Origin of the sequence: Labrys sp. 22185 (assembly GCF_052045555.1) — a bacterium.
Classification (GTDB): Bacteria; Pseudomonadota; Alphaproteobacteria; order Rhizobiales; family Labraceae; genus Labrys; species Labrys neptuniae.
The window spans coordinates 537831-561235 of record NZ_JBQEPH010000002.1 but is presented as its reverse complement, the minus strand read 5'-3'; the positions used below and the strand labels follow the sequence as shown (position 1 = coordinate 561235).

21 protein-coding genes and 1 tRNA gene are annotated in these 23405 nt (G+C 63.1%); 17 read left to right on the top strand and 5 right to left on the bottom strand.

All coding sequences use genetic code 11. The annotated features are described in order from the left end of the window. Window positions 1-67: 67 nt before the first annotated feature. The gene (gene mazG, locus ACTJKX_RS07230; RefSeq protein WP_367623414.1) at window positions 68-880 is read right to left on the bottom strand and encodes a nucleoside triphosphate pyrophosphohydrolase; all 813 of its coding nucleotides are present in this window, start codon (window positions 878-880) and stop codon (window positions 68-70) included. 311 nt (window positions 881-1191) lie between these two features. On the opposite strand from mazG, the gene ACTJKX_RS07225 reads away from it, so the two are divergent. Beyond that, window positions 1192-1282 (top strand) — tRNA-Ser (locus ACTJKX_RS07225). Between the two features lie 857 nt (window positions 1283-2139). Here the strand turns inward: ACTJKX_RS07225 and ACTJKX_RS07220 are convergent. Then, window positions 2140-2268 (bottom strand): YgdI/YgdR family lipoprotein, encoded by a 129-nt coding sequence (locus tag ACTJKX_RS07220; RefSeq protein ID WP_245197435.1) that lies wholly within the window; start codon window positions 2266-2268, stop codon window positions 2140-2142. 531 nt (window positions 2269-2799) lie between these two features. Between ACTJKX_RS07220 and ACTJKX_RS07215 the strand changes: the two genes are divergently transcribed. After that, the gene (locus ACTJKX_RS07215) at window positions 2800-4335 is read left to right on the top strand and encodes a hypothetical protein (RefSeq protein ID WP_440724840.1); all 1536 of its coding nucleotides are present in this window, start codon (window positions 2800-2802) and stop codon (window positions 4333-4335) included. Between the two features lie 206 nt (window positions 4336-4541). Here ACTJKX_RS07215 and ACTJKX_RS07210 read toward each other — a convergent pair whose 3' ends face one another. Further along, window positions 4542-4982 carry a hypothetical protein gene (locus ACTJKX_RS07210; RefSeq protein WP_311938128.1) on the bottom strand — a complete coding sequence of 147 codons (441 nt, stop codon included), beginning with the start codon at window positions 4980-4982 and terminating at the stop codon, window positions 4542-4544. A gap of 420 nt (window positions 4983-5402) precedes the next feature. Here ACTJKX_RS07210 and ssb point away from each other — a divergent pair, with 420 nt between their 5' ends. Continuing rightward, a complete protein-coding gene (ssb, locus tag ACTJKX_RS07205) occupies window positions 5403-5891 on the top strand; it encodes a single-stranded DNA-binding protein (protein ID WP_068290831.1) in 489 nt (162 codons plus the stop codon). A gap of 140 nt (window positions 5892-6031) precedes the next feature. Here the strand turns inward: ssb and ACTJKX_RS07200 are convergent, their stop codons facing one another. Beyond that, the gene (locus ACTJKX_RS07200; RefSeq protein ID WP_440724839.1) at window positions 6032-6667 is read right to left on the bottom strand and encodes a MarC family protein; all 636 of its coding nucleotides are present in this window, start codon (window positions 6665-6667) and stop codon (window positions 6032-6034) included. A gap of 155 nt (window positions 6668-6822) precedes the next feature. Here ACTJKX_RS07200 and ACTJKX_RS07195 point away from each other — a divergent pair, with 155 nt between their 5' ends. The 5 genes from ACTJKX_RS07195 to kdsA all read left to right on the top strand — a co-directional run bounded on the left by ACTJKX_RS07195 (window position 6823) and on the right by kdsA (window position 12784). Next, window positions 6823-8520, top strand: coding sequence for a lysine--tRNA ligase (locus ACTJKX_RS07195; RefSeq protein WP_311938131.1), 1698 nt, complete (start codon window positions 6823-6825; stop codon window positions 8518-8520). 122 nt (window positions 8521-8642) lie between these two features. Continuing rightward, on the top strand, window positions 8643-9038 hold the full coding sequence (gene secG / locus ACTJKX_RS07190; protein WP_440724838.1) for a preprotein translocase subunit SecG: 396 nt from the start codon (window positions 8643-8645) through the stop codon (window positions 9036-9038). A gap of 225 nt (window positions 9039-9263) precedes the next feature. Further along, the gene (locus ACTJKX_RS07185; RefSeq protein ID WP_311938135.1) at window positions 9264-10892 is read left to right on the top strand and encodes a CTP synthase; all 1629 of its coding nucleotides are present in this window, start codon (window positions 9264-9266) and stop codon (window positions 10890-10892) included. A gap of 88 nt (window positions 10893-10980) precedes the next feature. After that, window positions 10981-11856, top strand: coding sequence for a VOC family protein (locus tag ACTJKX_RS07180; RefSeq protein WP_440724837.1), 876 nt, complete (start codon window positions 10981-10983; stop codon window positions 11854-11856). A 94-nt stretch (window positions 11857-11950) separates the two neighbouring features. Continuing rightward, window positions 11951-12784 (top strand): 3-deoxy-8-phosphooctulonate synthase, encoded by an 834-nt coding sequence (kdsA, locus tag ACTJKX_RS07175; RefSeq protein ID WP_440724836.1) that lies wholly within the window; start codon window positions 11951-11953, stop codon window positions 12782-12784. Between the two features lie 90 nt (window positions 12785-12874). Here the strand turns inward: kdsA and queF are convergent, their stop codons facing one another. Beyond that, window positions 12875-13336: a preQ(1) synthase gene (queF, locus tag ACTJKX_RS07170; protein ID WP_068290819.1), complete on the bottom strand. Its 462-nt coding sequence runs from the start codon at window positions 13334-13336 to the stop codon at window positions 12875-12877. Between the two features lie 242 nt (window positions 13337-13578). On the opposite strand from queF, the gene ACTJKX_RS07165 reads away from it, so the two are divergent. From ACTJKX_RS07165 to lipA, 9 genes are all read left to right on the top strand, one after another. Further along, on the top strand, window positions 13579-14109 hold the full coding sequence (locus ACTJKX_RS07165) for a hypothetical protein (RefSeq protein ID WP_440724835.1): 531 nt from the start codon (window positions 13579-13581) through the stop codon (window positions 14107-14109). A 97-nt stretch (window positions 14110-14206) separates the two neighbouring features. After that, window positions 14207-15487: a phosphopyruvate hydratase gene (gene eno / locus ACTJKX_RS07160; protein WP_440724834.1), complete on the top strand. Its 1281-nt coding sequence runs from the start codon at window positions 14207-14209 to the stop codon at window positions 15485-15487. A gap of 187 nt (window positions 15488-15674) precedes the next feature. Further along, window positions 15675-15989, top strand: coding sequence for an FtsB family cell division protein (locus ACTJKX_RS07155; protein WP_068290812.1), 315 nt, complete (start codon window positions 15675-15677; stop codon window positions 15987-15989). 264 nt (window positions 15990-16253) lie between these two features. Beyond that, window positions 16254-17312 (top strand): pyruvate dehydrogenase (acetyl-transferring) E1 component subunit alpha, encoded by a 1059-nt coding sequence (gene pdhA, locus ACTJKX_RS07150; RefSeq protein ID WP_311938146.1) that lies wholly within the window; start codon window positions 16254-16256, stop codon window positions 17310-17312. A 57-nt stretch (window positions 17313-17369) separates the two neighbouring features. Further along, window positions 17370-18740 carry a pyruvate dehydrogenase complex E1 component subunit beta gene (locus ACTJKX_RS07145; protein ID WP_440724833.1) on the top strand — a complete coding sequence of 457 codons (1371 nt, stop codon included), beginning with the start codon at window positions 17370-17372 and terminating at the stop codon, window positions 18738-18740. Between the two features lie 10 nt (window positions 18741-18750). Beyond that, a complete protein-coding gene (locus ACTJKX_RS07140) occupies window positions 18751-20118 on the top strand; it encodes a pyruvate dehydrogenase complex dihydrolipoamide acetyltransferase (protein ID WP_440724832.1) in 1368 nt (455 codons plus the stop codon). Then, the gene (locus tag ACTJKX_RS07135; protein WP_440724831.1) at window positions 20115-20666 is read left to right on the top strand and encodes a hypothetical protein; all 552 of its coding nucleotides are present in this window, start codon (window positions 20115-20117) and stop codon (window positions 20664-20666) included. Before ACTJKX_RS07140 ends, ACTJKX_RS07135 begins: the two co-directional genes overlap by 4 nt. 184 nt (window positions 20667-20850) lie before the next feature. Further along, the gene (gene lpdA, locus ACTJKX_RS07130; protein ID WP_440724830.1) at window positions 20851-22290 is read left to right on the top strand and encodes a dihydrolipoyl dehydrogenase; all 1440 of its coding nucleotides are present in this window, start codon (window positions 20851-20853) and stop codon (window positions 22288-22290) included. A gap of 134 nt (window positions 22291-22424) precedes the next feature. Further along, window positions 22425-23384 (top strand): lipoyl synthase, encoded by a 960-nt coding sequence (gene lipA, locus ACTJKX_RS07125; RefSeq protein WP_440724829.1) that lies wholly within the window; start codon window positions 22425-22427, stop codon window positions 23382-23384. Window positions 23385-23405 lie beyond the last annotated feature (21 nt).

Here is a 23405-nt window from a genome sequence, read left to right as displayed (position 1 = left end):
CGTGCGACGGTTGAAGGTGCCATCGAACTCGCTGGGAAAGCGATGCTCAAGGAAGGAGGAGAGGGGGTTACAGCCCGGCTCGCTTGGCCTCGTTCCACAAGCCGTCCATCTCGTCCAGGCTCGACTGGGCCGGTGTCGTGCCCTTCTCGCTCAAGCGGGCTTCGATGAAGTGAAAGCGCCTCTCGAACTTGGCATTGGCACCACGCAGGGCGCCTTCGGCATCGACATGGGCATGGCGGGCGATGTTGGCGACGGCGAAAAGCAGATCGCCGATTTCCGCCGTCAGTGCGTCCTTGTCGGCCCCTTCATCGAGTGCGGCTTCGATCTCGTCCGCTTCTTCGCGTACCTTGGCAAGCACCATGCGGATGTCGTTCCAGTCGAAGCCCACCTTGCCCGCTTTCTCTTGAAGCTTGACGGCTCGCGTCAGCGCCGGCATGGCGGCAGGCACGCCTTCGAGGGCGCTTTCCGGGCCGGCTGGGGGATGACGGCGGGCGCGTTCGGCTTTTTCCTGAGCCTTGATCTCAGCCCAGAGTTTCTTCACCTCAGCCGGCGGCAGGTTCCTGGCCTCGCCGAAGACATGCGGGTGGCGGCGGATCAGCTTGGTGGTGATCGCCTCGACGACACTGCCGAAATCGAACAGACCTTCTTCGCGCGCCATCTGGGCATGAAAAACCACCTGCAGCAGGAGGTCGCCGAGCTCGTCGGTGAGATCGGCCATGTCGCCACGCTGGATGGCATCGGCCACCTCATAGGCCTCTTCGATCGTATAGGGGGCGATGCTGGCAAAATCCTGCTCGAGATCCCAGGGGCAGCCGGTGCGGGGGGTTCTCAAGGCCGCCATGATCTCGAGCAGGCGCTCGATATCTCGGCTGGGCGTGATCGCGGAGCTGGGAATGGCGGCTTGGGACTTGGCAGTGCTGTTCATGCTGTCTCTCCTTGACGCTTCCTAGAACAAACTGCGTGTCAGTGGAAATGCTGGCTCGTCCCAGGCGCTTCATCGAGGCGATTTGCAATCTCGCGAACCCGCCCATCGCAAGATCGCCTGCGACATCCAAGGTCGGCTTGTTCTCCCGCCATGCCCTGCCGTGCCGGACGCCGGGCCGTGTCCGTGACGGTGTCCGTCACAAAGCTTGGGGGCGGTTGCGATTTTACCTTGATTGCCAGACCGGGATTGTCTATCCGGGTGGCAATGGAGACGTGGCCGAGAGGCTGAAGGCACTCGTTTGCTAAATGAGCATACCCCACAAGGGTATCCAGGGTTCGAATCCCTGCGTCTCCGCCATCCCCCTTCCGGTCAAAAGATTTAGGGTACAAGTTTGTGCCCCTGACGTTTGCGTCGACTTTTGCCGAAAAGGTTGTCGAGGGGTAGGTCCGGTCGTTTCTCTGCTCCATCTGCCCGGACAAACCGAATCCGGTCTCGATCCGGCGCGTTGCGCATCGCGGGCATTCTTGGAGTGGCCCGGTCGAGAGTGAATGGCGCCCGACCGGGCCGGAGCCAGCGACGAATTGGCACGCTGGCTTGACCGGATTGGCTCGATTGGGGAGAGGTAAAATAGGAGGCCCGGCTTAGGGCTGGGGGGCTGTCTGATTAAAGACCCGGGCCTCCAGCTTCCATTTCCAAAGAAGCCTTCGGATCGTAGAGACCGCCTCTCTTCCCAACAATCCATACCTTGGTATGGTGCCGTTGGGTGATCGCGCGCTGCCGGTCCTTTGTTGTCGTTCCACAATCCCTGTACTGCCCGTGCCTGCTGGTTGCAGCTTCCCGCCGACTTGTCCGATAATTCAAGTGCGGCGGTCGGCAGTCCCCCTTCTGACCGGCGCACTCATTGTCATGTAACTGAATACCCGGCCGTCGATGCGTGCCGGGTTTTTCTTTGAGGGGCACCACCCCATGTCTTGCAGGCGAGGCCTTGATCGGGGGGCAAGAATCAGGAGGGGCATCGCCGCCGAGCAACTTGATTGCCTACGGTAAGACCGTGCCGTGATGCTGCTCGTCCCAAAAGAAAACCCCACCGGATCGGCAGGGTGTTCATGCAGGTTCGAAACCTGATGGAAGCCGCTCGGACCTTGCAGCGTCGGGCAAAAAGCACCTTGGCCGCTCGTATGGTCGGCAAGGTACCTTTTGGCGGCGCGCAGGACTCAGCGCGGGAACGGCGTATCCGGACCGACGACGTAAGCCGGACGGCGGTCGGCCTGACCATAGTCGCTGGCGCAGGCTGCCAGGCCGGCCAGGACGAAAACGGCGGTGAGGATCTTCAGAATTGTCATTGTCGCTTCCATTTTTTCGGACGGCAGCGATGTAGGTCTAACACCGAACCATTACCGAGGGCACCTTTGTTTTCATCGCATAATGCTGCGAAACCGTAAACGTTTCTTGCTGGCAATCGCGGTTCTCGCCGTTTTTTTGACCTCTTGTCATGTATCGATTGAGCGGAGGTGCTAGGATGCCACCTTGAGTGGTGGCAATCGCCTTGCTACTCGGAAGCGCTCGCGCATCGTTGTCTGTATCGAGGAAGGTTTGTGACGTGCGGAACTGTCCGCTGCTTCATCCATAATCCATAACAGCCTCAGGATGATCCGCCCACAGCGTGATAAACGCTCCCGTCACGGAGACTATCGAATGTGTCATGTGCGTTTCGGCACCTCGTTTCCGATCCTGACGGGGCCTAGTGCTGCTGTACCGGTCCGAAGCCGGCTCTGAACGTCCACCGCTCTTTCATCGACCCAGGCGTGCGCACCTCTTGATTCTGCGTTAAGAGTGCGCCGCGAAACGGCTTACCACCCACTGAAGGAAACTCCATGCAACTTCTTCGCATGAAACGCCGCAGCCCTGCCGCCAGGCTGGCCTTTCGGAGCACGCTGCTGGCCGCGACGCTGCTGAGCGCTCCCGCCTTTGCGCAGGGCGTATCGGCGGATGGCGCCAAGCAACTGCAGGACAGCCTCGCCAAGACACTCGGCAGCGGCCTTTTCGAGAAGGGCATCCTGTCCATTACCCCGCAGGGCAGCGCCTATGCCGTGAAGCTCGACCTCGGCTCCACCCTAGCCCAGCTCAAGGGAGCCGGCGTCACTGCGAGCTTCGATCCGATCACCTATCTGGCCACGCCCAATTCGGACGGCACCTATGCGGTGACCAGCGATTCGCCGATCAACTACAATTTCAGCGGCACCCAGGGTGACAAGCCTTTCGCGATGAAGGTTACGGCGCCTTGCAAGTCGACTGGCGTGTTCGATCCCAAGATCTCGACCTTCTCGAGCTATGAAGCGACCTGCGCCTCGATGTCGATGGACATGGACGATGCGGAGAGCACCGTGACCGCGAGCATGGGCGCGATCACCTCCAAGCTGACCGGAGCCGCCGGCAGCGGTGGGGGCGTCGACGTCAGCACCACCGGTTCGGCCACCGATTTCGTCGAGAACATCGTCGGCAAGACCAAGCCCCTGACCATCAAGGTCGCGGCCAAGTCGCTGACCACCGATGGCAAGATCGACAATTTCCAGCTTTCCACGGTGCTGGAATTCATTGGCATGGCCGCCAATTCCAAGGATCCCAAGGAACTGATCGCCAAGCAGGCCGAGATCAAGCAGAAGCTGACTGCAGCCCTGCCGCTGTGGAACAACCTGTCCGGCACCACCAAGCTGAATGAAGTCACCATCGACACGCCTGTCGGTCCGGTCAAGCTTGGCAGCCTCAGCTACGGCGTCGGCATGACCGGTGCGGTCAAGGATGCCTCCTACGGCATCGACATCAAATATGATGGGCTGGTGCTGCCGCAGTCTCCGGTCATCCCAGGCTGGGTGGCTCCGCTGGTTCCGGGCCAGGGCAATATCGATGTGAAGTTCGAGGGCGTCGATCTCGAGGCCATCACCAAGCTGGCGATCGAGAATTTCGATGCGAGCAAGGATCCGCCGATCCCCAACGAGCTGACGCCGCAATTCCTGGCCCTCTTCATGGCCGGACAGCCGCATGTGACCCTGGCGCCCAGCACCTTCACCGCCCCGGCCGGCGCCGTGAGCGCTGAAGGCAAGATGAGCGTCATGCCGAGCCAGAAGGGCAAGGTGACGATTTCTGCCACCAATCTCGACCAGATCATCGCGGCGGTGAACGCAGCGCAGGTTCCCAACAAGGAATCTGCCCTGATGGGCATCGCCCTGATCAAGGGACTGGCCAAGACCGGTGCTGACGGCAAGGCTGTCTGGGATGTCGATTTCGACGCGGCGACCAAGGCGGTGAGCGTCAACGGCCAGGTGCTCAGCGCCGGCAGCGGCGGCGGTGCCGGTGGTGGCGACGAAGGCGGCAGCAGCGACGACGAAGGCGAGGGCGACAACGCTCAATAAGGGCGCTTGTCGGTCCGGATGCCGGTGTGTTGAAGGGGCAGGCGCGAGCCTGCCCCTTTCGTTTGGGGCGAGGCGTTGCGCCACGAGGCGAAATCGATCGGACGCGCCTTGCTCCCGGCAGTTCCAGAGGGGGGGGGGCGGAAGTCCAAAGAAAAACCCCCGCGGATCGCTCCGCGGGGGTGATGTTTCCGGCGACGAAGAAAGGCTTAGTCAGCCTTGGCTTCGCCAGCTGCTTCGGCCGCAGCCGGCTGCTGGGTCGTTTCGGCGGCGCGCGCATTGTGCAGCGGGCGGATCGTCTGGAAGGAGGCGCGCTCCTGGGCCGCAGGGCGGCCGGTCAGGCTGACGACGTCGCGGCGGATCGAGGCGATCAGCTCGCGAATGGAACCGCTGTCGCCGTCGGGACGATATTCCTCACCGAGCACGTCGAGCTTGGCGCAGAGCTCGACCGCGTTCTTGGCGGGAGCGCGGGAGATCGAATTGGCGATGGAGCGCAGTTCGGCGACGAGTTCGTCGCGCAGGCCCTTCTGGTCGTCGGCATCGATGATCGGGGAAGCGAGCATGCCGCGCAAAGCGGCGCGCCGCAAACCCAGAGCCGCTACCGTGTTGGCCCCGTCGCTCGCTTCGCGCTGTTGTCCTGGTCCTGCCATGTTGCTGCCCTCGTATGGAACTAAGAATTGAAGTGTGCGGCTCCCCTGCACGCCCAATGTGGCGAAAGAGCGATGACGGAAAGCGCGGCTCGGATTTTCGACCTGCTTGTTGGGCAAGTTATCGGGCAAAGGCAAGGTTTTCTTGGCCGGATACGGCAGATTCCCACATGATTCGAGGCGAAATGGCCAAGTTCGACATGGCAGGGCCTTTGGCGCGGTTTGGTAAGCGGATAGTTAAGTCGGGTGCTTGCATTGTGTGAACAAATGTGGAACAAACTAGTTGTGCATGAAGCCAATTCCTTTGCGGGTGTGGCGCCGGGAGCATGCTAGAGCAGGAATGATGGAGGCGCCCCTCGCGGCGCCATGGGGCGTGCGGGCCGGCTCGGCCGGCAGGCTGTGAAGCGAAGGAAGGAAGCCTCGATGTCGGGCTCGGTGAACAAGGTCATTCTGGTCGGTAATCTCGGCCGCGATCCGGAAGTGCGGCGGCTCAATTCGGGCGAACCGGTCGTCAATTTGCGTATCGCCACGACGGAGAGCTGGCGTGACAAGGCCACCGGCGAGCGCAAGGAGAAGACCGAGTGGCACAGCGTGGTCATCTTCAATGAAGGGCTGGCGCGCATCGCAGAGCAATATCTGAAGAAGGGTTCCAAGGTTTATCTCGAGGGCCAGCTCCAGACCCGCAAATACAACGATGCCTCGGGCGTGGAGAAATATTCCACCGAGATCGTGCTGCAGCGCTATCGCGGCGAGATGACCCTCCTGGATTCGCGTGGCGGCGGGCAAGGCGATGGCGGCCGGGACTATCAGGGCAATGATTTCGGCTCGTCGAGCCCGATGGAACGTCGCCCGGCGCCGGCCGGCTCGAGCAAGTTCTCCTCGGCCGACATGGATGACGACATCCCGTTCTGAAATCGTACGAGGCCCATCGACAGGCTATCCGAAGCGCCGGTCACGTGCTGTGGCCGGCGTTTTGCTGTCGGGCGCGTCAGGAAGCGCGATCATCGCGCCGCCCCGGTGACGGAAAAGAAGCCGGACGCGCTGCGGGCCCGCTATCCGGCCACGATCGCTCTGACCCCGTCGACGATGAACTGCACAGCCAGGGCCGACAGCACGATGCCGAGAAGCCGCGTCAGCACGACATTGCCGGTGATCCCGAGCAGCTTATTGATCACCCCGGCGAGCCGGAACGAGACGTAGCAGCAGGCCGTGACGAAGGCGATGACGAGAAACAGGGAGGCGAATTTGGCGGGCTCGCCATGGGCCTGGGCCGAGAGCAGCATCACCGCGGTGATGGCGCCGGGGCCGGCGATCAGCGGGATCGCCAGCGGGAAGGCGGCGACATTGGAGATGAAGTCCTTGGTGATGGCTGTCTCCGCGGTCTCGCTCTTACGGGTGTTGGAGCGGTCGAACACCATTTCGTAGGCGATGGCGAACAGAAGCAAGCCGCCGGCGATGCGAAAGGCCGGAGTGGTGATGCCGAGCAGCCTGAGGAAGGGTTCGCCGGCAATGGCGAAGAAGGCGAGCACGCCGAATCCGATCACGCTGGCCCGCCAGCCGACCGAATGCTGTTGCTCCTTGTTCATGCCACGCGTGACGCCCAGGAAGATCGGGCCGAGACCGGGCGGATCGACCACCACGAGCAGGGTGACGAGAGCTGCAGTCAGATAGTCCAGAAGCGGCGCCATGAAGGTCCTCGATCGATCATTTGCTTGCGCCAAGATTGACGCTGCGGCCCGGCCTGAATATGGCTGTGCCTTCCGCTTGAGGTCGAGGGAAATCAAGCCGTCTCGCACGCCGCCTGGCTTCCCCTCCACAAGCAGCAGAAAAAATCGGATCGAACATGTCAAATCTCTATCCGGCCGAGCTCGTCGCGGCCGCCAATGTCTCCGCCGCCTGGCCATTCGAGGAGGCGAGGAAGCTCGTCGCCCGTCTGCAGAAGCGGTCCGGCGACAAGAAAGAGGTCCTGTTCGAGACCGGCTATGGTCCCTCGGGCCTGCCGCATATCGGTACCTTCGGCGAGGTCGCGCGGACCACCATGGTGCGCAATGCCTTTCGCCTGTTGACGGAAGATCGCGTCCCGACCCGGCTGCTCTGCTTCTCCGACGATATGGACGGCATGCGCAAGATCCCGGACAATGTGCCGGATCCCGAAGCGCTCAAGCCCTATTTGCAGATGCCGCTGACCCGTGTTCCCAACCCGTTTGGCGGCGACTACAAGAGCTTCGGCGATCACAACAACGCCATGCTCCGCCGCTTCCTCGATACGTTCGGGTTCGACTACGAATTCGCCAGCGCGACGGAATACTACGCATCCGGCAAGCTCGATGCCGTGCTGCTGAAGGCTGCCGAAAAGTACGACGAGATCATGGCCGTCATGCTGCCGACCCTCGGCGAGGAGCGGCAGGCGACCTATTCGCCGTTCCTGCCGATCTCTCCGAGCAGTGGACGGGTGCTCTATGTGCCGCTCAAGGATGTGAATGCCAAGGCGGGTACCATTACCTTCACCGACGAGGACGGTGTTGACAAGACGCTGCCGGTCACCGGCGGCAAGGTGAAGCTGCAATGGAAGCCCGATTTCGGCGCGCGCTGGGCGGCGCTCGATGTCGACTTCGAGATGTTCGGCAAGGACCACCAGACCAACGCGCCGGTCTATGACGCCATTTGCGAGATCCTCGGCGGTACCGCCCCGGAGCACTATGTCTACGAGCTCTTCCTCGACCAGCACGGCCAGAAGATCTCGAAGTCGAAGGGCAACGGCCTGACCATCGACGAATGGCTGACCTATGCCACGCCGGAGAGCCTGGCATTGTACATGTACCAGTCGCCACGCTCGGCCAAGAAGCTGCATTTCGACGTCATTCCGCGAGCCGTCGACGAGTATCTGCAGTTTCTGGGCGGATTCGGGCGACAGGATGCCAAGAACCAGCTCGGCAACCCGGTTTGGCATATTCACGGCGGAAATCCACCGGCCCCAGAGACGATCGGCCAGGAAGGCGCGCGGACTACGATCAATTTCGCGCTGCTGCTCAATCTGGTTGCCGTCGCCAATGCGGAGAACAAGGATGTGCTGTGGGGCTTCCTGCGCCGCCATGCGCCGGATGCATCGCCGCAGACCCATCCGCAGCTCGACAGGCTGGTCGAGTACGCGATCCGCTATTTCCGGGACTTCGTGAAGCCGGCCAAGCAGTATTCGGTGCCTGATGACGCCGAGCGCGCCGCCCTCGTGGCGCTGTCCGACGCCCTCGGCGAGCTGCCGGCCGATGCCGATGCGGCGATGATACAGGACAAGGTCTATGATGTCGGCCGCAGCTTGCCGCCCTATCAGGACTTCAAGGCCAAGGGCGCCACGCCCGAGCGCCCCGGCGTCTCGCTGGAGTGGTTCAACACGCTCTATCGCATTCTCCTGGGCGAGCAGCGCGGCCCGCGCTTCGGCTCCTTTGCGGCGATCTACGGTATCCCGGAGACACGGACCCTGATTGCCAAGGCGCTGTCGGGCGAACTCGTGCGCGAGCACGAGGCGTTTGTCGCCGCCAGGTAGCCCGCCTGAGCTTCAAGAACGGGGGGGGCTGGCGCAACTCATGCCAGCTTCCCATATGACAGGGGTAGTCAGCGGCCCTCGCTTCGTGTAGGAACGCGCCCGAATTCTTTCCGGATCAGTCCATGCAAACCGTTCTCATCTCGATCCACCTGATGGTGGTCCTGGCCCTTGTTGTTGTGGTGCTGTTGCAGCGCTCCGAAGGCGGGGGGCTCGGCATCGGCGGCGGCTCGGGCGGTTTCATGACCGGACGCGGCCAGGCGAATCTGCTGACGCGGACGACGGCGGGCCTCGCGGCTGCCTTCTTCATCACCAGCCTGCTCTTGACGATTCTTGCCAATCAGCAGAGCCATCCGGGTGGTTCGCTGCTCGATCAATATCGTCCGGCCGCGCCGACCAGCCAGCCGGCCACGCCTGCCCAGCCCGCACCGGCGGCTCCGGCTCCGGCCCCGTCCAATGGCGGATCGGTGTTCGACCAGCTGCAGGGCGGTGGCGAACCGGCTGCACCGGCCAAGCCGTAATGAACAGCCCGGCAGCGTGATTGTCGGGCTCGGGACTGTAGCGTCCTAGAGCAAAGCGCGTTCAAGCTCGAACGCTTATTTGCTCTAACTCATTGTTCCGACGCGTCTTTGCGATTCTTGGTGATTCCACCAAATCGCAAAACGCTTTGCGTCACTTGAAAATAATCCTGCGGGCAGCGATTGCCCGCTCGTCGAATCATTGTGTTTTTGTCTAAGTGGGGGTCCATGACGCGGTACATTTTCATCACCGGCGGCGTGGTCTCCTCGCTTGGAAAAGGGTTGGCATCAGCCGCCCTCGGCGCCCTTTTGCAGGCGCGCGGCTACAAAGTCCGCCTTCGCAAACTCGATCCCTATCTCAATGTCGATCCGGGCACGATGAGCCCGTATGAGCATGGCGAGGTCTTCGTCACCGACGACGGGGCCGAAACCGACCTCGACCTCGGCCATTACGAGCGCTTCACCGGGCGTCCGGCCTCCAAGGACGACAACATCACCACGGGCCGGATCTATCTCGACATCATCACCAAGGAACGGCGCGGCGACTATCTCGGCGCCACCATCCAGGTCATCCCGCATGTCACCAATGCCATCAAGGACTTCGTCCTCAAGGGCAATGACGGCGTGGATTTCGTGCTGGTCGAGATCGGCGGCACCGTCGGCGACATCGAGGGGCTGCCCTTCTTCGAGGCGATCCGTCAGATCAAGTCCGATTTGCCGCGCGGCGCCTGTATCTACACCCATCTGACGCTGCTGCCCTTCATTCCCTCGGCCGGCGAGCTCAAGACCAAGCCGACGCAGCATTCGGTGGCCGAACTGCGCTCGATCGGCATCCAGCCCGATATCCTGCTCTGCCGTTCCGACCGGGAGATCCCCAAGGAGGAGCGCCGCAAGCTTGCTCTGTTCTGCAATGTGCGCGAGACCGCGGTGATCGAGGCGCGCGACGTCGCGTCGATCTATGACGTGCCGATCGCCTATCACGAGCAGGGGCTGGACACCGAGGTGCTGGCCGCCTTTGGCATCGAGGATGCGCCCAAGCCGGACCTGTCGCGCTGGCGCAAGATCTCCCAGACCATCCACAATCCCGAGGGCGAGGTTACCATCGCCATCGTCGGTAAATATACCGGCCTGAAGGATGCCTATAAGTCGCTTACCGAGGCGCTGACCCATGGCGGCATCGCCAATGGCGTCAAGGTCAAGCTGGACTGGATCGAGAGCGAGATCTTCGAGCAGGATGATCCGGCTCCGCATCTGGAGCACGTCCATGGCATCCTGGTGCCCGGTGGCTTCGGCCAGCGCGGCGCCGAGGGCAAGATCAAGGCGGTGACCTTCGCCCGCGAGCGCAAGGTGCCTTATTTCGGCATCTGCTTCGGCATGCAGATGGCGGTGATCGAGGGCGCCCGTTCGCTCGCCGGCATCAAGAATGCCAATTCGACCGAGTTCGGCGCAACGAAGGAGCCGGTCGTCGGCCTGATGACCGAGTGGATGAAGGGCAACGAGCTCGAGCAGCGCGCCCAGGGCGGCGATCTCGGCGGCACCATGCGGCTCGGCGCCTATCAGGCGACGCTGAAGCCGGGTTCCAAGATCGCCGGTATCTATGACAATGTCTCGATCTCCGAGCGCCATCGCCATCGCTACGAAGTGAATATGAGCTATCGCGAGCGCCTGGAAGACAAGGGCATGGTGTTCTGCGGCACCTCGCCGGACGGCCTGCTGCCGGAGACGATCGAATATGCCGACCACCCCTGGTTCATCGGCGTGCAGTACCATCCCGAACTGAAGTCGCGTCCCTTCGAGCCGCATCCCTTGTTCTCGAGCTTCATCGCGGCTGCCGTCGAACAGAGCCGCCTGGTGTGATCGGGGGGGCGGGTCTTCAGACCCGCCTGATGGGCCGGTTCGTTTCCAAGCGGGTCTGAAGACCCGCCCCCCCATCCGGAGTTGCGTCATGTCACGCGGTCTCGACCATCTCGTTCTTGCCGTTCGCGACCTCGAGGCCGCTGCCTCGCATTACCGGGCGCTTGGCTTCACGGTCGGCGCCCGCAACCGCCACCCCTGGGGCACCGAGAACCATGTGGTGCAGTTCCCGGGCACTTTCCTGGAGCTGATCACGGTTGGTAGCGAAGGCATCACCGATGCTGTCTGGGCCGATCGCTCGCGTTTTGCCACCTTCTCCCGAGATTATCTTGATCGCTATGGCGACGGCTTCGCCATGCTGGTGGTCGAGGCGCAGGATGCCGCTGCCGACAGGCTGGCCTTCGACGAGGCCGGTATCGGTGGTTTCGAGCCGTTCTTTTTCGAACGCCAGGCGAGGCGGCCCGATGGTTCGGAGGTCCGCGTCGCCTTCACGCTCGCCTTCGCCGCCGACGCAGCCATGCCGGCGTCAGGCTTTTTTGCCACGCAGCAGCACGAGCCGCAGAATTTCTGGAATCCCGACTTCCAGCGCCATGCAAACGGGGCCGTCAAGCTTGGCGGTATCGTCATGCTGGCCGCCGAGCCGGCGGCAACCGTGCCCTTCTTCGAAGCCTTCACCGGATCGAGGGCGGTCTGCGCCAGCGCCCGGAACATGGCGATCGTCACGCCCCGCGGGACGGTGGAGGCAATGTCGCCCGACTGCTACCGTGACGTGCTCGGCCTCGAGCCGACGCTATCGCTGGCCGATGGTCCGCGCCTTGCCGCTTTCAAGGTGACGGCGCCCCTCGATGGCATGGCTGCCCGCCTCGATCAGGCAGGCATCCCCTTCGTCCGCCATCGCAAGCACCTGGCAGTAGCGGCCGCCGACAATTTCGGCACAGCCCTGATTTTCGAAGAGCCCAGGGCCTGAGCGGAGAGAGAACCGCTCCACGAGGGGAGTCGAACTTGCCTTCGCGCGCCTGCAGCCTTATCTCCGGCATGACCTCTCAGTTCCAGGATCGCCCATGACCGTCGCCCACTCCGTCGTTTCCCTTGGCAAGCTCCGCATCGGTAACGCGCTGCCGCTCACCGTGATCGCAGGCCCCTGCCAGATGGAGAGCCGCGACCACGCGATGGAAATGGCGACTGGCATCAAGGCGATCACCGACAGGCTCGGCATGGGCCTGATCTACAAGAGCTCTTTCGACAAGGCCAACCGCACCTCGGCCAAGGGGGCTCGCGGCGTCGGCCTGGACAAGGCGTTGCCGATCTTTGCTGAGATCCGCGAGAAGTTCGGCGTGCCCGTCATTACCGACGTCCATGAGAACGACCAATGCGCCAAGGTCGCCGAGGTCGTCGACGTGCTGCAGATTCCAGCCTTCCTCTCGCGCCAGACCGATCTCCTGATGGCGGCCGCCCGTACCGGCCGGGTCGTCAACGTCAAGAAGGGGCAGTTCCTGGCGCCGTGGGACATGAAGAACGTCGTCGCCAAGATCACCGAGGCCGGCAATCCCAACGTGCTGGTGACCGAGCGCGGCGCCTCCTTTGGCTACAATACGCTGGTGACCGACATGCGCGCGCTGCCGATCATGGCCGAGCAGATCGGTGCGCCGGTGGTGTTTGATGCCACCCATTCGGTCCAGCAGCCGGGCGGGCAGGGGACCTCGACCGGTGGCCAGCGCGAATTCGTGCCGGTGCTCGCCCGCGCCGCCGTGGCTGTCGGTGTGGCCGCTGTCTTCATCGAGACCCACCAGGATCCCGATCACGCGCCGTCCGACGGTCCCAACATGGTGCCGCTCGACCAGCTCGAGGCGCTGCTGGCACGCCTGAAGCAGTTCGACGCGATCGCCAAGGGCTGAGGGGCCGGGCCTCCGGCCTCCCGGTCGGCTCTTGGAAACGCGGTGCTTGCCTGTGAGGAAGAGCCGGCCGACGGGCCGGCGGCCCCGGATTCAGCCCCGGCCGCGATAGGTCGGTACGCCCTGGTCGGGCAGCCAGAGTTCTTCGGGCGGCTTGCCGGTCTGCCAGAACACGTCGATGGGAATGCCGCCACGCGGATACCAATAACCGCCTATGCGCAGCCAGCGCGGCTCCAACAGTTCGACGAGGCGGCGGCCGACGGCCACGGTGCAATCCTCGTGGAAGGCTCCGTGATTGCGGAAGCTGGTTAGATAGAGCTTGAGCGACTTGGACTCGACCAGCCAGTCCTTCGGCGCATAGTCGATGACGAGATGGGCGAAATCGGGCTGCCCCGTCACCGGGCACAACGAGGTGAATTCAGGACAAGTGAAGCGGGCGAGATAGAGCGTGTCGGCCTGCGGATTGGGAACTCGGTCGAGCCGGGCTTCCTCGGGCGAGGCGGGGATCTTGCTTTCGCTGCCAAGCTGCAGCGTGGAAGGGTCGAAACTGGGCATGTCTGTCTCCCATGCACGGATAATCGGCTCGCCAATCGGCGATTTTCAACAGCCATGCAAGCTGTTTCCCAGGGCATTTTGCGATTTGCCGTCATCGACAAGGATCATGAAGGCAGGCCGAAACAGGCTGTGAGCGCAAACAGGTGTTCCTGCGCGAACATGCTTTGCGCGGCTCAATGTCGGCTGTCGTGACAATGTGACTATTTCGTGGCAAGACCTCCATACTAACGCTGGGGAATACTATGCCGGTCATTGCTTTGATCCTGAGTGCCTTTATGGGCTGGTTCGTCTTTTGGCTGATCCGCTTTGACGGGCATGAAGTCATCGCCTCCTATTTCAGCGCGGCGGCGCGCCAGCGACGCATGCAGCGGGCTCGGGATGCGGAAGCAAAGGCGGCGGTGCGCTCCGTAACGGAAGCGCGCGATGGCGCTCTCGCCCTGCTGATCAAGCTGGGCAGCGTCGATCACGCTGTGCTGCCAGCTGCGGAAAAGCTGATCGACGAAGCCGCTCGCAATGTGTTCGGCTATGGCGATAAGCTGGTCGAACATCGCACCTTTGCGGAATATGTCGCCCGCAACACCCCGAGCTTCTCGGTGCTGTTCCGAGAATTGGCACCGCTCTTCGACAAACAGCTTGCGGCAGACGAGCGCAAGGATCTGATCGATCTCATGCATAAGGTAGCCGAAGCTGCAGGCGGTATGACACCGACGCGGCAGGAAATGCTCGACGAAGTACAGGCCCGTCTATTGCCGTCCAAGGCTGCACGTGTCTGAGATGGCAGTTTGGTGACGTTGTTTTGCTCTTTCGCCATGGCCGTTCATCCGCTATGAGCGCGACGAACAATCCGTCATCGCAAACAGGAGCAGCCCCATGACCGCCATCAGCGACATCATCGCCCGCGAAATTCTGGACAGCCGTGGCAATCCGACGGTCGAGGTCGATGTCTTGCTGGAGGACGGTTCGACGGGCCGTGCGGCTGTGCCTTCCGGTGCCTCGACCGGTGCACATGAGGCGGTCGAGTTGCGCGATGGCGGCAAGCGCTATAGCGGCAAGGGCGTCGAAAAGGCGGTCGAAGCCGTGAATGGCGAAATCTATGAGGCGCTCGGCGGTCTGGACGCCGAAGACCAGATCCAGATCGACCAGGCCATGATCGATCTCGACGGCACGCCGAACAAGTCGCGTCTCGGCGCTAACGCCATTCTCGGCGTCTCCCTCGCCGTCGCCAAGGCGGCGGCCCAGTCGGCTGGCCTGCCGCTGTGGCGCTATCTCGGCGGTCCCGCCGCGCGCGTCCTGCCGGTGCCGATGATGAACATCGTCAATGGCGGCGTGCATGCCGACAATCCCATCGACTTCCAGGAATTCATGGTGATGCCGGTCGGTGCTCCGACCTTCGCCGAAGGCCTGCGCATGGGTGCCGAGATCTTCCACACCCTGAAGAAGGGCCTGAAGGATGCCGGCCACAACACCAATGTCGGCGATGAGGGCGGTTTCGCCCCCAACCTGCCGTCGGCCAAGGCTGCGCTCGATTTCGTGATGAGCGCCATCGAGAAGGCCGGCTACAAGCCGGGCGAGGACGTGATGCTCGCCCTCGACTGCGCCGCCACCGAGTTCTTCAAGGACGGCGTCTATGATTACAGCGGCGAGGGCGTGAAGCGCTCCATCGCAGAACAGGCGGACTATCTCGCCCAGCTGACGGCGGACTATCCGATCGTGTCGATCGAAGACGGGCTGTCCGAGGACGATTTCGAGGGCTGGAAGTTGCTCACCGACAAGGTCGGCTCCAAGGTGCAGCTCGTCGGAGACGACTTGTTCGTGACCAACACCGAGCGCCTGTCCATGGGCATCAAGAAGGGCCTGGGCAATGCGATCCTGGTCAAGGTCAACCAGATCGGCACCCTGACCGAGACGCTCGCCGCCGTGGAAATGGCCCACAAGGCCGGCTATCGCGCCGTGATGTCCCACCGCTCCGGCGAGACCGAGGATTCCACCATCGCCGACCTCGCCGTCGCCACCAATTGCGGGCAGATCAAGACGGGCTCGCTGGCCCGCTCGGATCGTACGGCCAAGTACAACCAGCTCCTGCGCATCGAAGAGGCCCTTGGCACCCAGGCGCTCTATGGCGGCCGCGCTGCCCTGAAGGCACTCGCCTGAGGCCGATTCACGCGATGTAAAAACGAAAGCCGGGGGGGCTTCTGCTCCCCGGCTTTTTATTTGGGCCGCATTTTTGCATGGCGGTCCTGCCGGCCCAGCATGCGGAAGGGGACGAAACGCCGTAGATTTTGCGCTGCAGCAAGCGGCGTCAACGGAATATCAACCATCCGGACTTAACCATGCCCTCATGGTCATTCGCACACGCATCCGCGCCATCCTGAACCAGCTCGCGCTCCTGGCGGGAGCGGCCGCAGCCATCGCTTATTTCTCCTATCAGGCCTTCAATGGCGAGCATGGCATCCAGGCACAGCACCAATTCGACCAGCAGAAGCAGGATCTGGGCAACGAACTGGTTCTGTTGCAGAAGGAACATGCTGCTCTCGATCGGCGTGTGAACCTGCTCAGGTCGCAGGCGATCGATCCGGACATGCTGGACGAGAAAGCGCGTGACGTGCTGGGCCTCGTTCACCCCAATGACGAAGTAGTCTTGCTGACCAAGTAGGGGCGGCTTTCCACTTGTTGCGGCCTCCCGCCGCTAAATCGATTTCTGTTTCGCGGCGGCTGTTTGCCCGTCCCGAAGTTTGACGAAAATGTGTAAAAGAATAACAGGAATTGAGTTCATTATTGAATGAACTGAATTTAAGTTAATTCATAATTGTGTTGCATGTTCAATATGTTGCACTGCAGCATTTGGGTGTGGCTCTCGCTTTTTGATATTGGATGCGCTAGCACTTCCTCAGCTTAGCCACCAATAATCGGAGGGTTCATGGCCGCTACAGCCGCAAAGGCCGCTGCTACCGCTAGCAAGGCTTCGAAGACTGCCGCCCGCTCGGGCAAGGCAGCGGGGGCAACCAAGACGGCATCGTCGTTCTCCCGCGAACAGGAGCTCAACGCTTATCGCGAGATGCTGCTGATCCGCCGCTTCGAGGAGAAGGCGGGGCAGATGTACGGCATGGGCCTGATCGGTGGTTTCTGCCATCTCTATATCGGGCAGGAGGCCGTCGTGGTCGGGCTGCAGATGGCTTCGCGCGAAGGCGACCAGGTCATTACCGGCTATCGTGACCATGGGCACATGATCGCAGCCGGCATGGCTCCCCGCGGCGTCATGGCCGAGCTGACGGGACGCCGGGGCGGCTATTCGCACGGCAAGGGCGGCTCCATGCACATGTTCTCGGTGGAGAAGGCCTTCTATGGCGGGCATGGCATCGTCGGCGGCCAGGTGTCGCTTGGCACGGGCCTGGCCTTTGCCAATGCCTATCGCTCCGACGGCAAGGTGAGCCTGACCTATTTCGGCGACGGCGCCGCCAATCAGGGCCAGGTCTATGAGAGCTTCAACATGGCGGCCCTGTGGAAGCTGCCGGTCGTCTATGTGATCGAGAACAACAAATATGCCATGGGCACCTCGGTCAACCGCGCCTCGGCCCAGACCGATTTCTCCCGTCGCGGCCTGTCCTTCAACATCCCCGGCGAGCAGGTCGACGGCATGGATGTGCGCGCCATCTATGCGGCGGGCCAGAAGGCGATCGAATATGCCCGCTCCGGCAAGGGCCCCTATATCCTGGAGATGCTGACCTACCGCTATCGCGGCCACTCGATGTCGGACCCGGCGAAGTACCGCACGAAGGACGAAGTCCAGAAGATGCGGACCGAGCATGATCCGATCGAGCAGAGCCGCGCACGCCTGCTCGGCGAGCACGGCATCAGCGAGGAAGAATTGAAGAAGATCGATTCCGAGATCCGCGACATCGTCAACGATTCCGCCGATTTCGCCACCAACGATCCCGAGCCCGATCCCTCGGAGCTGTGGACCGACGTCCTGAAGTGACGGTCGGCCGTCCCGGCCTGCTCGCGTAAATCCCATTCTCCAGACTTCGAGGCACCCATGCCTGATATCCTGATGCCGGCCCTCTCTCCCACCATGGAGCAGGGCAAGCTCTCCAAATGGCTCAAAAAGGAAGGCGATACCATCAAGTCCGGCGACGTGATCGCCGAGATCGAGACGGACAAGGCGACGATGGAAGTCGAAGCCGTCGATGAGGGCGTGCTCACCCAGATCCTGGTGCCCGAAGGCACCGACAATGTCGCCGTGAACACCAAGATCGCCTTCATCCAGGGTGAAGGCGAAGCCGCCGCCCCGGCAGCCTCGGCACCGGCCCAGCCGGCCGCCGCGCCCGTGGCGGCTCCCGCCGTCGCCGCACCCACCGTGGTGCAGTCGGCTCCAGCACCGGTGGATGCCCACGACGCTTCCGGGGAGGTTCCGGCCGGCACCGAATTCGTCACCCAGACCGTGCGCGAAGCGTTGCGCGACGCGATGGCCGAGGAAATGCGTCGCGACGAGAACGTGTTCGTGATCGGCGAGGAAGTCGCCGAATATCAGGGCGCCTACAAGATCACGCAAGGGTTGCTGCAGGAGTTCAGCGCCCGCCGCGTGGTCGATACGCCGATCACCGAACATGGCTTCGCCGGCATTGCCGTCGGCGCGGCCATGACGGGCCTGCGGCCGATCGTGGAGTTCATGACCTTCAACTTCGCCATGCAGGCGATCGACCACCTCATCAATTCCGCCGCCAAGACGCTCTATATGTCCGGCGGCCAGATGGGCTGCCCGATCGTGTTCCGCGGCCCCAACGGCGCCGCGGCGCGCGTGGGTGCCCAGCACAGCCAGGACTACGGTTCGTGGTATTCGCATGTCCCGGGCCTGAAGGTGGTGGCGCCCTATTCGGCCGCCGATGCCAAGGGCCTGCTCAAGGCCGCCATCCGCGATCCCAATCCGGTGATCTTCCTCGAGAACGAGATCCTCTACGGCCACAGCCATCCCGTGCCCAAGCTCGACGACTTCGTCCTGCCGATCGGCAAGGCCAAGGTGGTCAAGCCGGGCAAGGACATCACCCTGGTTGCCTGGTCGATCGGCATGACCTATGTGCTGAAGGCGGCCGAGGCGCTGGCGGGCGAGGGGATCGATGCCGAGATCATCGACATGCGCTCGCTGCGCCCGCTCGACACCGCCACGGTGATCGCCTCGGTGCAGAAGACAGGCCGCTGCGTGGTGGTCGAGGAGGGCTGGCAGCAGTCGGGCGTGGGGTCGGAGATCGCGGCTCGCGTCAACGAGCAGGCCTTCGACTATCTCGACGCGCCGGTCCTGCGCGTCTCGGGCAAGGACGTGCCGATGCCTTATGCCGCCAACCTCGAAAAGCTGGCTCTGCCGAGCGTGGCCGAAGTCGTCGGAGCGGCCAAAGCCGTTCTCTATCGCTGAGGAGTTGCCGATGCCCGTGAATGTATTGATGCCGGCTCTGTCTCCCACGATGGAGAAGGGCAACCTGGCCAAATGGTTGAAGAAGGAAGGCGACACCATCAAGTCCGGTGACGTGCTGGCCGAAATCGAGACCGATAAGGCGACGATGGAAGTCGAGGCCGTCGACGAGGGCGTGCTGGCCAAGATCGTGGTGCCGGAGGGTACCGCCGACGTACCGGTCAACGAACTCATCGCGGTGATTGCCGGCGAGGGCGAGGACGCCAAGGCGGTTGCTGCCGCCGGCGGTGCCCCGGCTCCCAAGGCGGCTGCTCAGGCTCCTGCTGCTGAGGCACCTGCTGCTCCGGTTCCCGCCGCTTCGAGTGCTCCTGCGCCAGCCGCCGCTCCTGCTTCGGCGCCTGTAACGGCTCCGGTTCAGGCCGGTGCGCGGATCTTCGCTTCGCCTCTGGCCAAGCGCCTCGCCAAGGAGGCCGGCCTCGACCTCGGTGCCATCCAGGGCTCCGGGCCGCATGGCCGCATCGTCGAGAAGGACGTGAAGGCGGCCATCGCCGGCGGCGGTGCCAAGGCGGCTCCCGCTGCGGCACCTGCCCAGGCAGCGACGGCTCCCCAGGCCGCGCCTGCTCCGGCTGCGCCGGCCGGCACCTCCGACGAGACCACCAAGAAGCTGTTCGCTCCCGGTTCCTTCGAAGAAATTCCGCATGACGGCATGCGCAAGACCATTGCGCGCCGCCTGACCGAGGCCAAGTCGACCATCCCGCATTTCTACCTGACGGTGGAAGTCGAGATCGATGCCCTGCTGGCCCTGCGCGAACAGATCAACCACGGTGCGCCGCTGACCAAGGAAGGCAAGCCCGCCTTCAAGGTCTCGGTCAACGACATGGTGATCAAGGCCTATGCGCTGGCGCTCAAGGCCGTGCCGGATGCCAATGTCTCCTGGACCGACGGCGCCATGCTCAAGCACAAGCATGCCGATGTCGGCGTCGCCGTCTCCATCCCGGGCGGCCTGATCACGCCGATCATCCGCGCGGCGGAAAGCAAGACGCTGTCGGCCATCTCCAACGAGATGAAGGACCTTGCAGCGCGAGCCAAGAGCCGCAAGCTCAAGCCCGAGGAATATCAGGGCGGCACCGGCTCGGTCTCCAATCTCGGCATGTTCGGGGTGAAGTCGTTCGCGGCCATCGTCAATCCGCCGCACGCCACCATCCTGGCGGTCGGTGCCGGTATCAAGCAGCCGGTGGTGCAGGGTGGCGAGGTCAAGGTGGCGACCATCATGTCGCTGACGCTTTCCACCGATCATCGCGCCGTCGACGGCGCACTGGGCGCCGAACTGATGCAGGCCTTCAAGGGCTATATCGAAAAGCCCATGGGGATGCTGGTTTGAACGGCAGGACCGCAGGACGGGCTTTGGCGCCAGGTATCGCAATCCTGGTGCTGGCGGCAGGCCTCGGGGGCTGCAATACCCCCGGCCTAGCCGGCAAGCCCATCGTTGCGGCTCCGCCCAAGCCTGAGCCGACCATGGATCAGGCGCGCGAGATCGCCATGTCCGGCATTGCCTCCATTGGCGACGGCTATCGCGTCACGCTTGACCCGGACGGATCGGGCCGGGCCTGGCGGGATGGTGTTCCTGGCGTCGTTCCGGTGGCCTGGAGCGTGCTGGATTCGAGCAAAACCACGCTTGATCGCCCGCCGGCACCCGGCCGGCCCGCCGCCGCGCCGGCGATCGATCCTGCGACCGGACAGCCGCTGCCCCAGCAAGGAACGGGCAAGCCGGTGATCTGTGTGGAGCTGCCGCGAACCCTTAATATCGCGACGGGGTATTACAAATGCGCCTTTGCTCGCGATTGGAAGACCCAGCCCCGGAACTCGCCGGCGGGGGCAGCTCCGGCCGGAACGCCCCCAATGTCGGCGCCTGCCGCCGATGCAGGCTAGAGAAGTGCGATTTTTTGGAATTGCACCTTCTCCCTAACTCTTTGTTTTGACGCGTTTTCTTGATCGAAAAGTCTATCGGTTTTTCTGGAAAACACTCTAGCAATCGGACGATCTGAGACCTGATTTCCGGCCCCGTGCCCAGACGAAGAGCGTTCCCGGCGCCAGGCCCAAGAGGAGACCCCAAATGAGTTCCTACGACGTCATCGTGATCGGCTCCGGCCCCGGCGGTTACGTCACCGCCATTCGTGCCGCCCAGCTCGGGCTGAAGACGGCTGTGGTGGAGCGCGAACATCTGGGCGGTATCTGCCTCAATTGGGGCTGCATCCCGACCAAGGCGCTGCTGCGCTCGGCCGAGGTGCTGCACAATTCCCAGCACGCCAAGGACTTCGGCCTCGTGCTCAACGGTTCGGTCTCGGCCGATGTCGGTGCCGTGGTCAAGCGTTCTCGTGGGGTCTCCGCTCAGCTCGCCACCGGTGTCGGTTTCCTCCTGAAAAAGAACAAGGTCGACGTGATCTGGGGCGAGGCCGAGATCACCAAGCCCGGCGAGATCGTAGTCAAGGCTTCGATCAAGTCGGTGCAGGGGCCTGCCATCCCGGCGCCGAAGGGCGCCCAGGGGCCGGGAACCTACCAGGCCAAGAACATCATCGTCGCCACCGGCGCCCGCCCACGCGTGCTGCCGGGCCTCGAACCGGACAAGAAGCTGATCTGGACCTATTTCGATGCCATGGTGCCGCCGGACATGCCCAAATCGCTGATCGTGGTCGGCTCAGGCGCCATCGGCATCGAATTCGCCTCCTTCTATCGCACGCTCGGCGCCGAGGTGACGGTGGTCGAGGTGCTGCCGCAGATCCTGCCGGTCGAGGACGAGGAAATCGCCGCCCATGCGCGCAAGCGTTTCGAGAAGGCCGGCATGAAGATCCTTTCCAACGCCAAGGTGACCAAGGTCGAGAAGACCGCCAATTCGGTCAAGGCGACGGTGGAGACTGCTGACGGCAAGTCCCAGGTGATCGAGGCGGACCGCATGATCTCGGCCGTCGGCGTGGTCGGCAATATCGAGAATCTCGGCCTGGAAAAGCTCGGCGTGAAGACCGATCGCGGCTGCGTGGTGGTCGACGGCTTCGGCAAGACCAACGTGCCCGGCATCTTCGCGATTGGCGATGTCGCCGGCCCTCCGATGCTGGCACACAAGGCCGAGCATGAGGGCGTGGTCTGCGTCGAGGCGATCGCCGGCAAGAATCCGCATGCCTTCGAGAAGGACAAGATCCCCGGCTGCACCTATTGCACGCCGCAGATCGCCAGCGTCGGCCTGACCGAGAAGAAGGCCAAGGAGGCGGGCTTTGCCGTCAAGGTCGGCCGCTTCCCCTTCATCGGCAATGGCAAGGCCATTGCGCTTGGCGAGCCCGAAGGCCTGGTCAAGACGGTGTTCGATGCCAAGACCGGCAAGCTCCTGGGAGCTCATATGGTGGGTGCCGAGGTGACCGAGCTGATCCAGGGCTTCGTGATCGCCATGAACCTGGAGACCACCGAGGAAGAGCTGATGCATGCGGTGTTCCCGCATCCGACCCTGTCGGAAATGATGCATGAGAGCGTCCTGGACGCCTATGGCCGCGCCATCCATATGTAATCGGATATCGCGGCATGCACGCATGCCTGCGGCGACGTAGGCATGCGTGTGCGAGGGATTTGCCGAGCTTGTCCGGCAATGGTGAAACGCGAGCTTTCCTGATATATCGGCCTCAATGAACCGAAGGGCTTGTCATGGCTGTCGTCCTCGATCTCCTCAATAATGACAACCGGCCGCGCCATCCCGAGAAGGCGCACCGGCCGGATCAGCCCATGCTGCGCAAGCCGGACTGGATCCGCGTGAAGGCGCCGGGCTCGCCGGGCTGGCGCGACACCCAGGCGATCGTCAAGGAGAACAAGCTCGTCACCGTCTGCGAGGAGGCGGGTTGCCCCAATATCGGTGAGTGCTGGGACAAGAAGCACGCCACCTTCATGATCATGGGCGACACCTGCACGCGGGCCTGCGCCTTCTGCAACGTCAAGACCGGCATGCCCGGCCCGCTCGATCCCAAGGAGCCCGAGCACACCGGCATCGCCGTGGCCAAGCTCGGCCTCAGCCATGTGGTGATCACCTCGGTCGACCGCGACGACCTCAAGGATGGCGGCGCCCAGCATTTCGCCGAAGTGATCAAGGCGATCCGCCACCATTCGCCCGGCACCACCATCGAGATCCTGACGCCGGACTTCCTGCGCAAGGAAGGCGCGCTCGAGATCGTGGTGGCGGCCAAGCCGGACGTGTTCAATCACAATATGGAAACGGTCGCTTCCAATTACCTCACTGTCCGCCCCGGCGCGCGTTACTTCCATTCGATGCGCCTGCTGCAGCGGGTGAAGGAGCTCGACCCCTCCATCTTCACCAAGTCCGGCATCATGGTCGGGCTCGGCGAGAAGCGGAACGAGGTCCTGCAGCTGATGGACGATCTGCGCTCGGCCAATGTCGACTTCATCACCATCGGCCAGTATCTGGCGCCCTCGCGCAAGCACCATCCGGTGGTCGCCTATATCACGCCGGACGAGTTCAAGAGCTATGAGACGGTGGCCTACACCAAGGGCTTCCTGATGGTTTCCTCCTCGCCGCTGACACGCTCGTCTCACCATGCTGGCGACGACTTCGCCCGGCTGAAAGCCAATCGGGCAGCCAAGCTAGGGCGCTGATGGCACAGAGGGCCGGTCTGC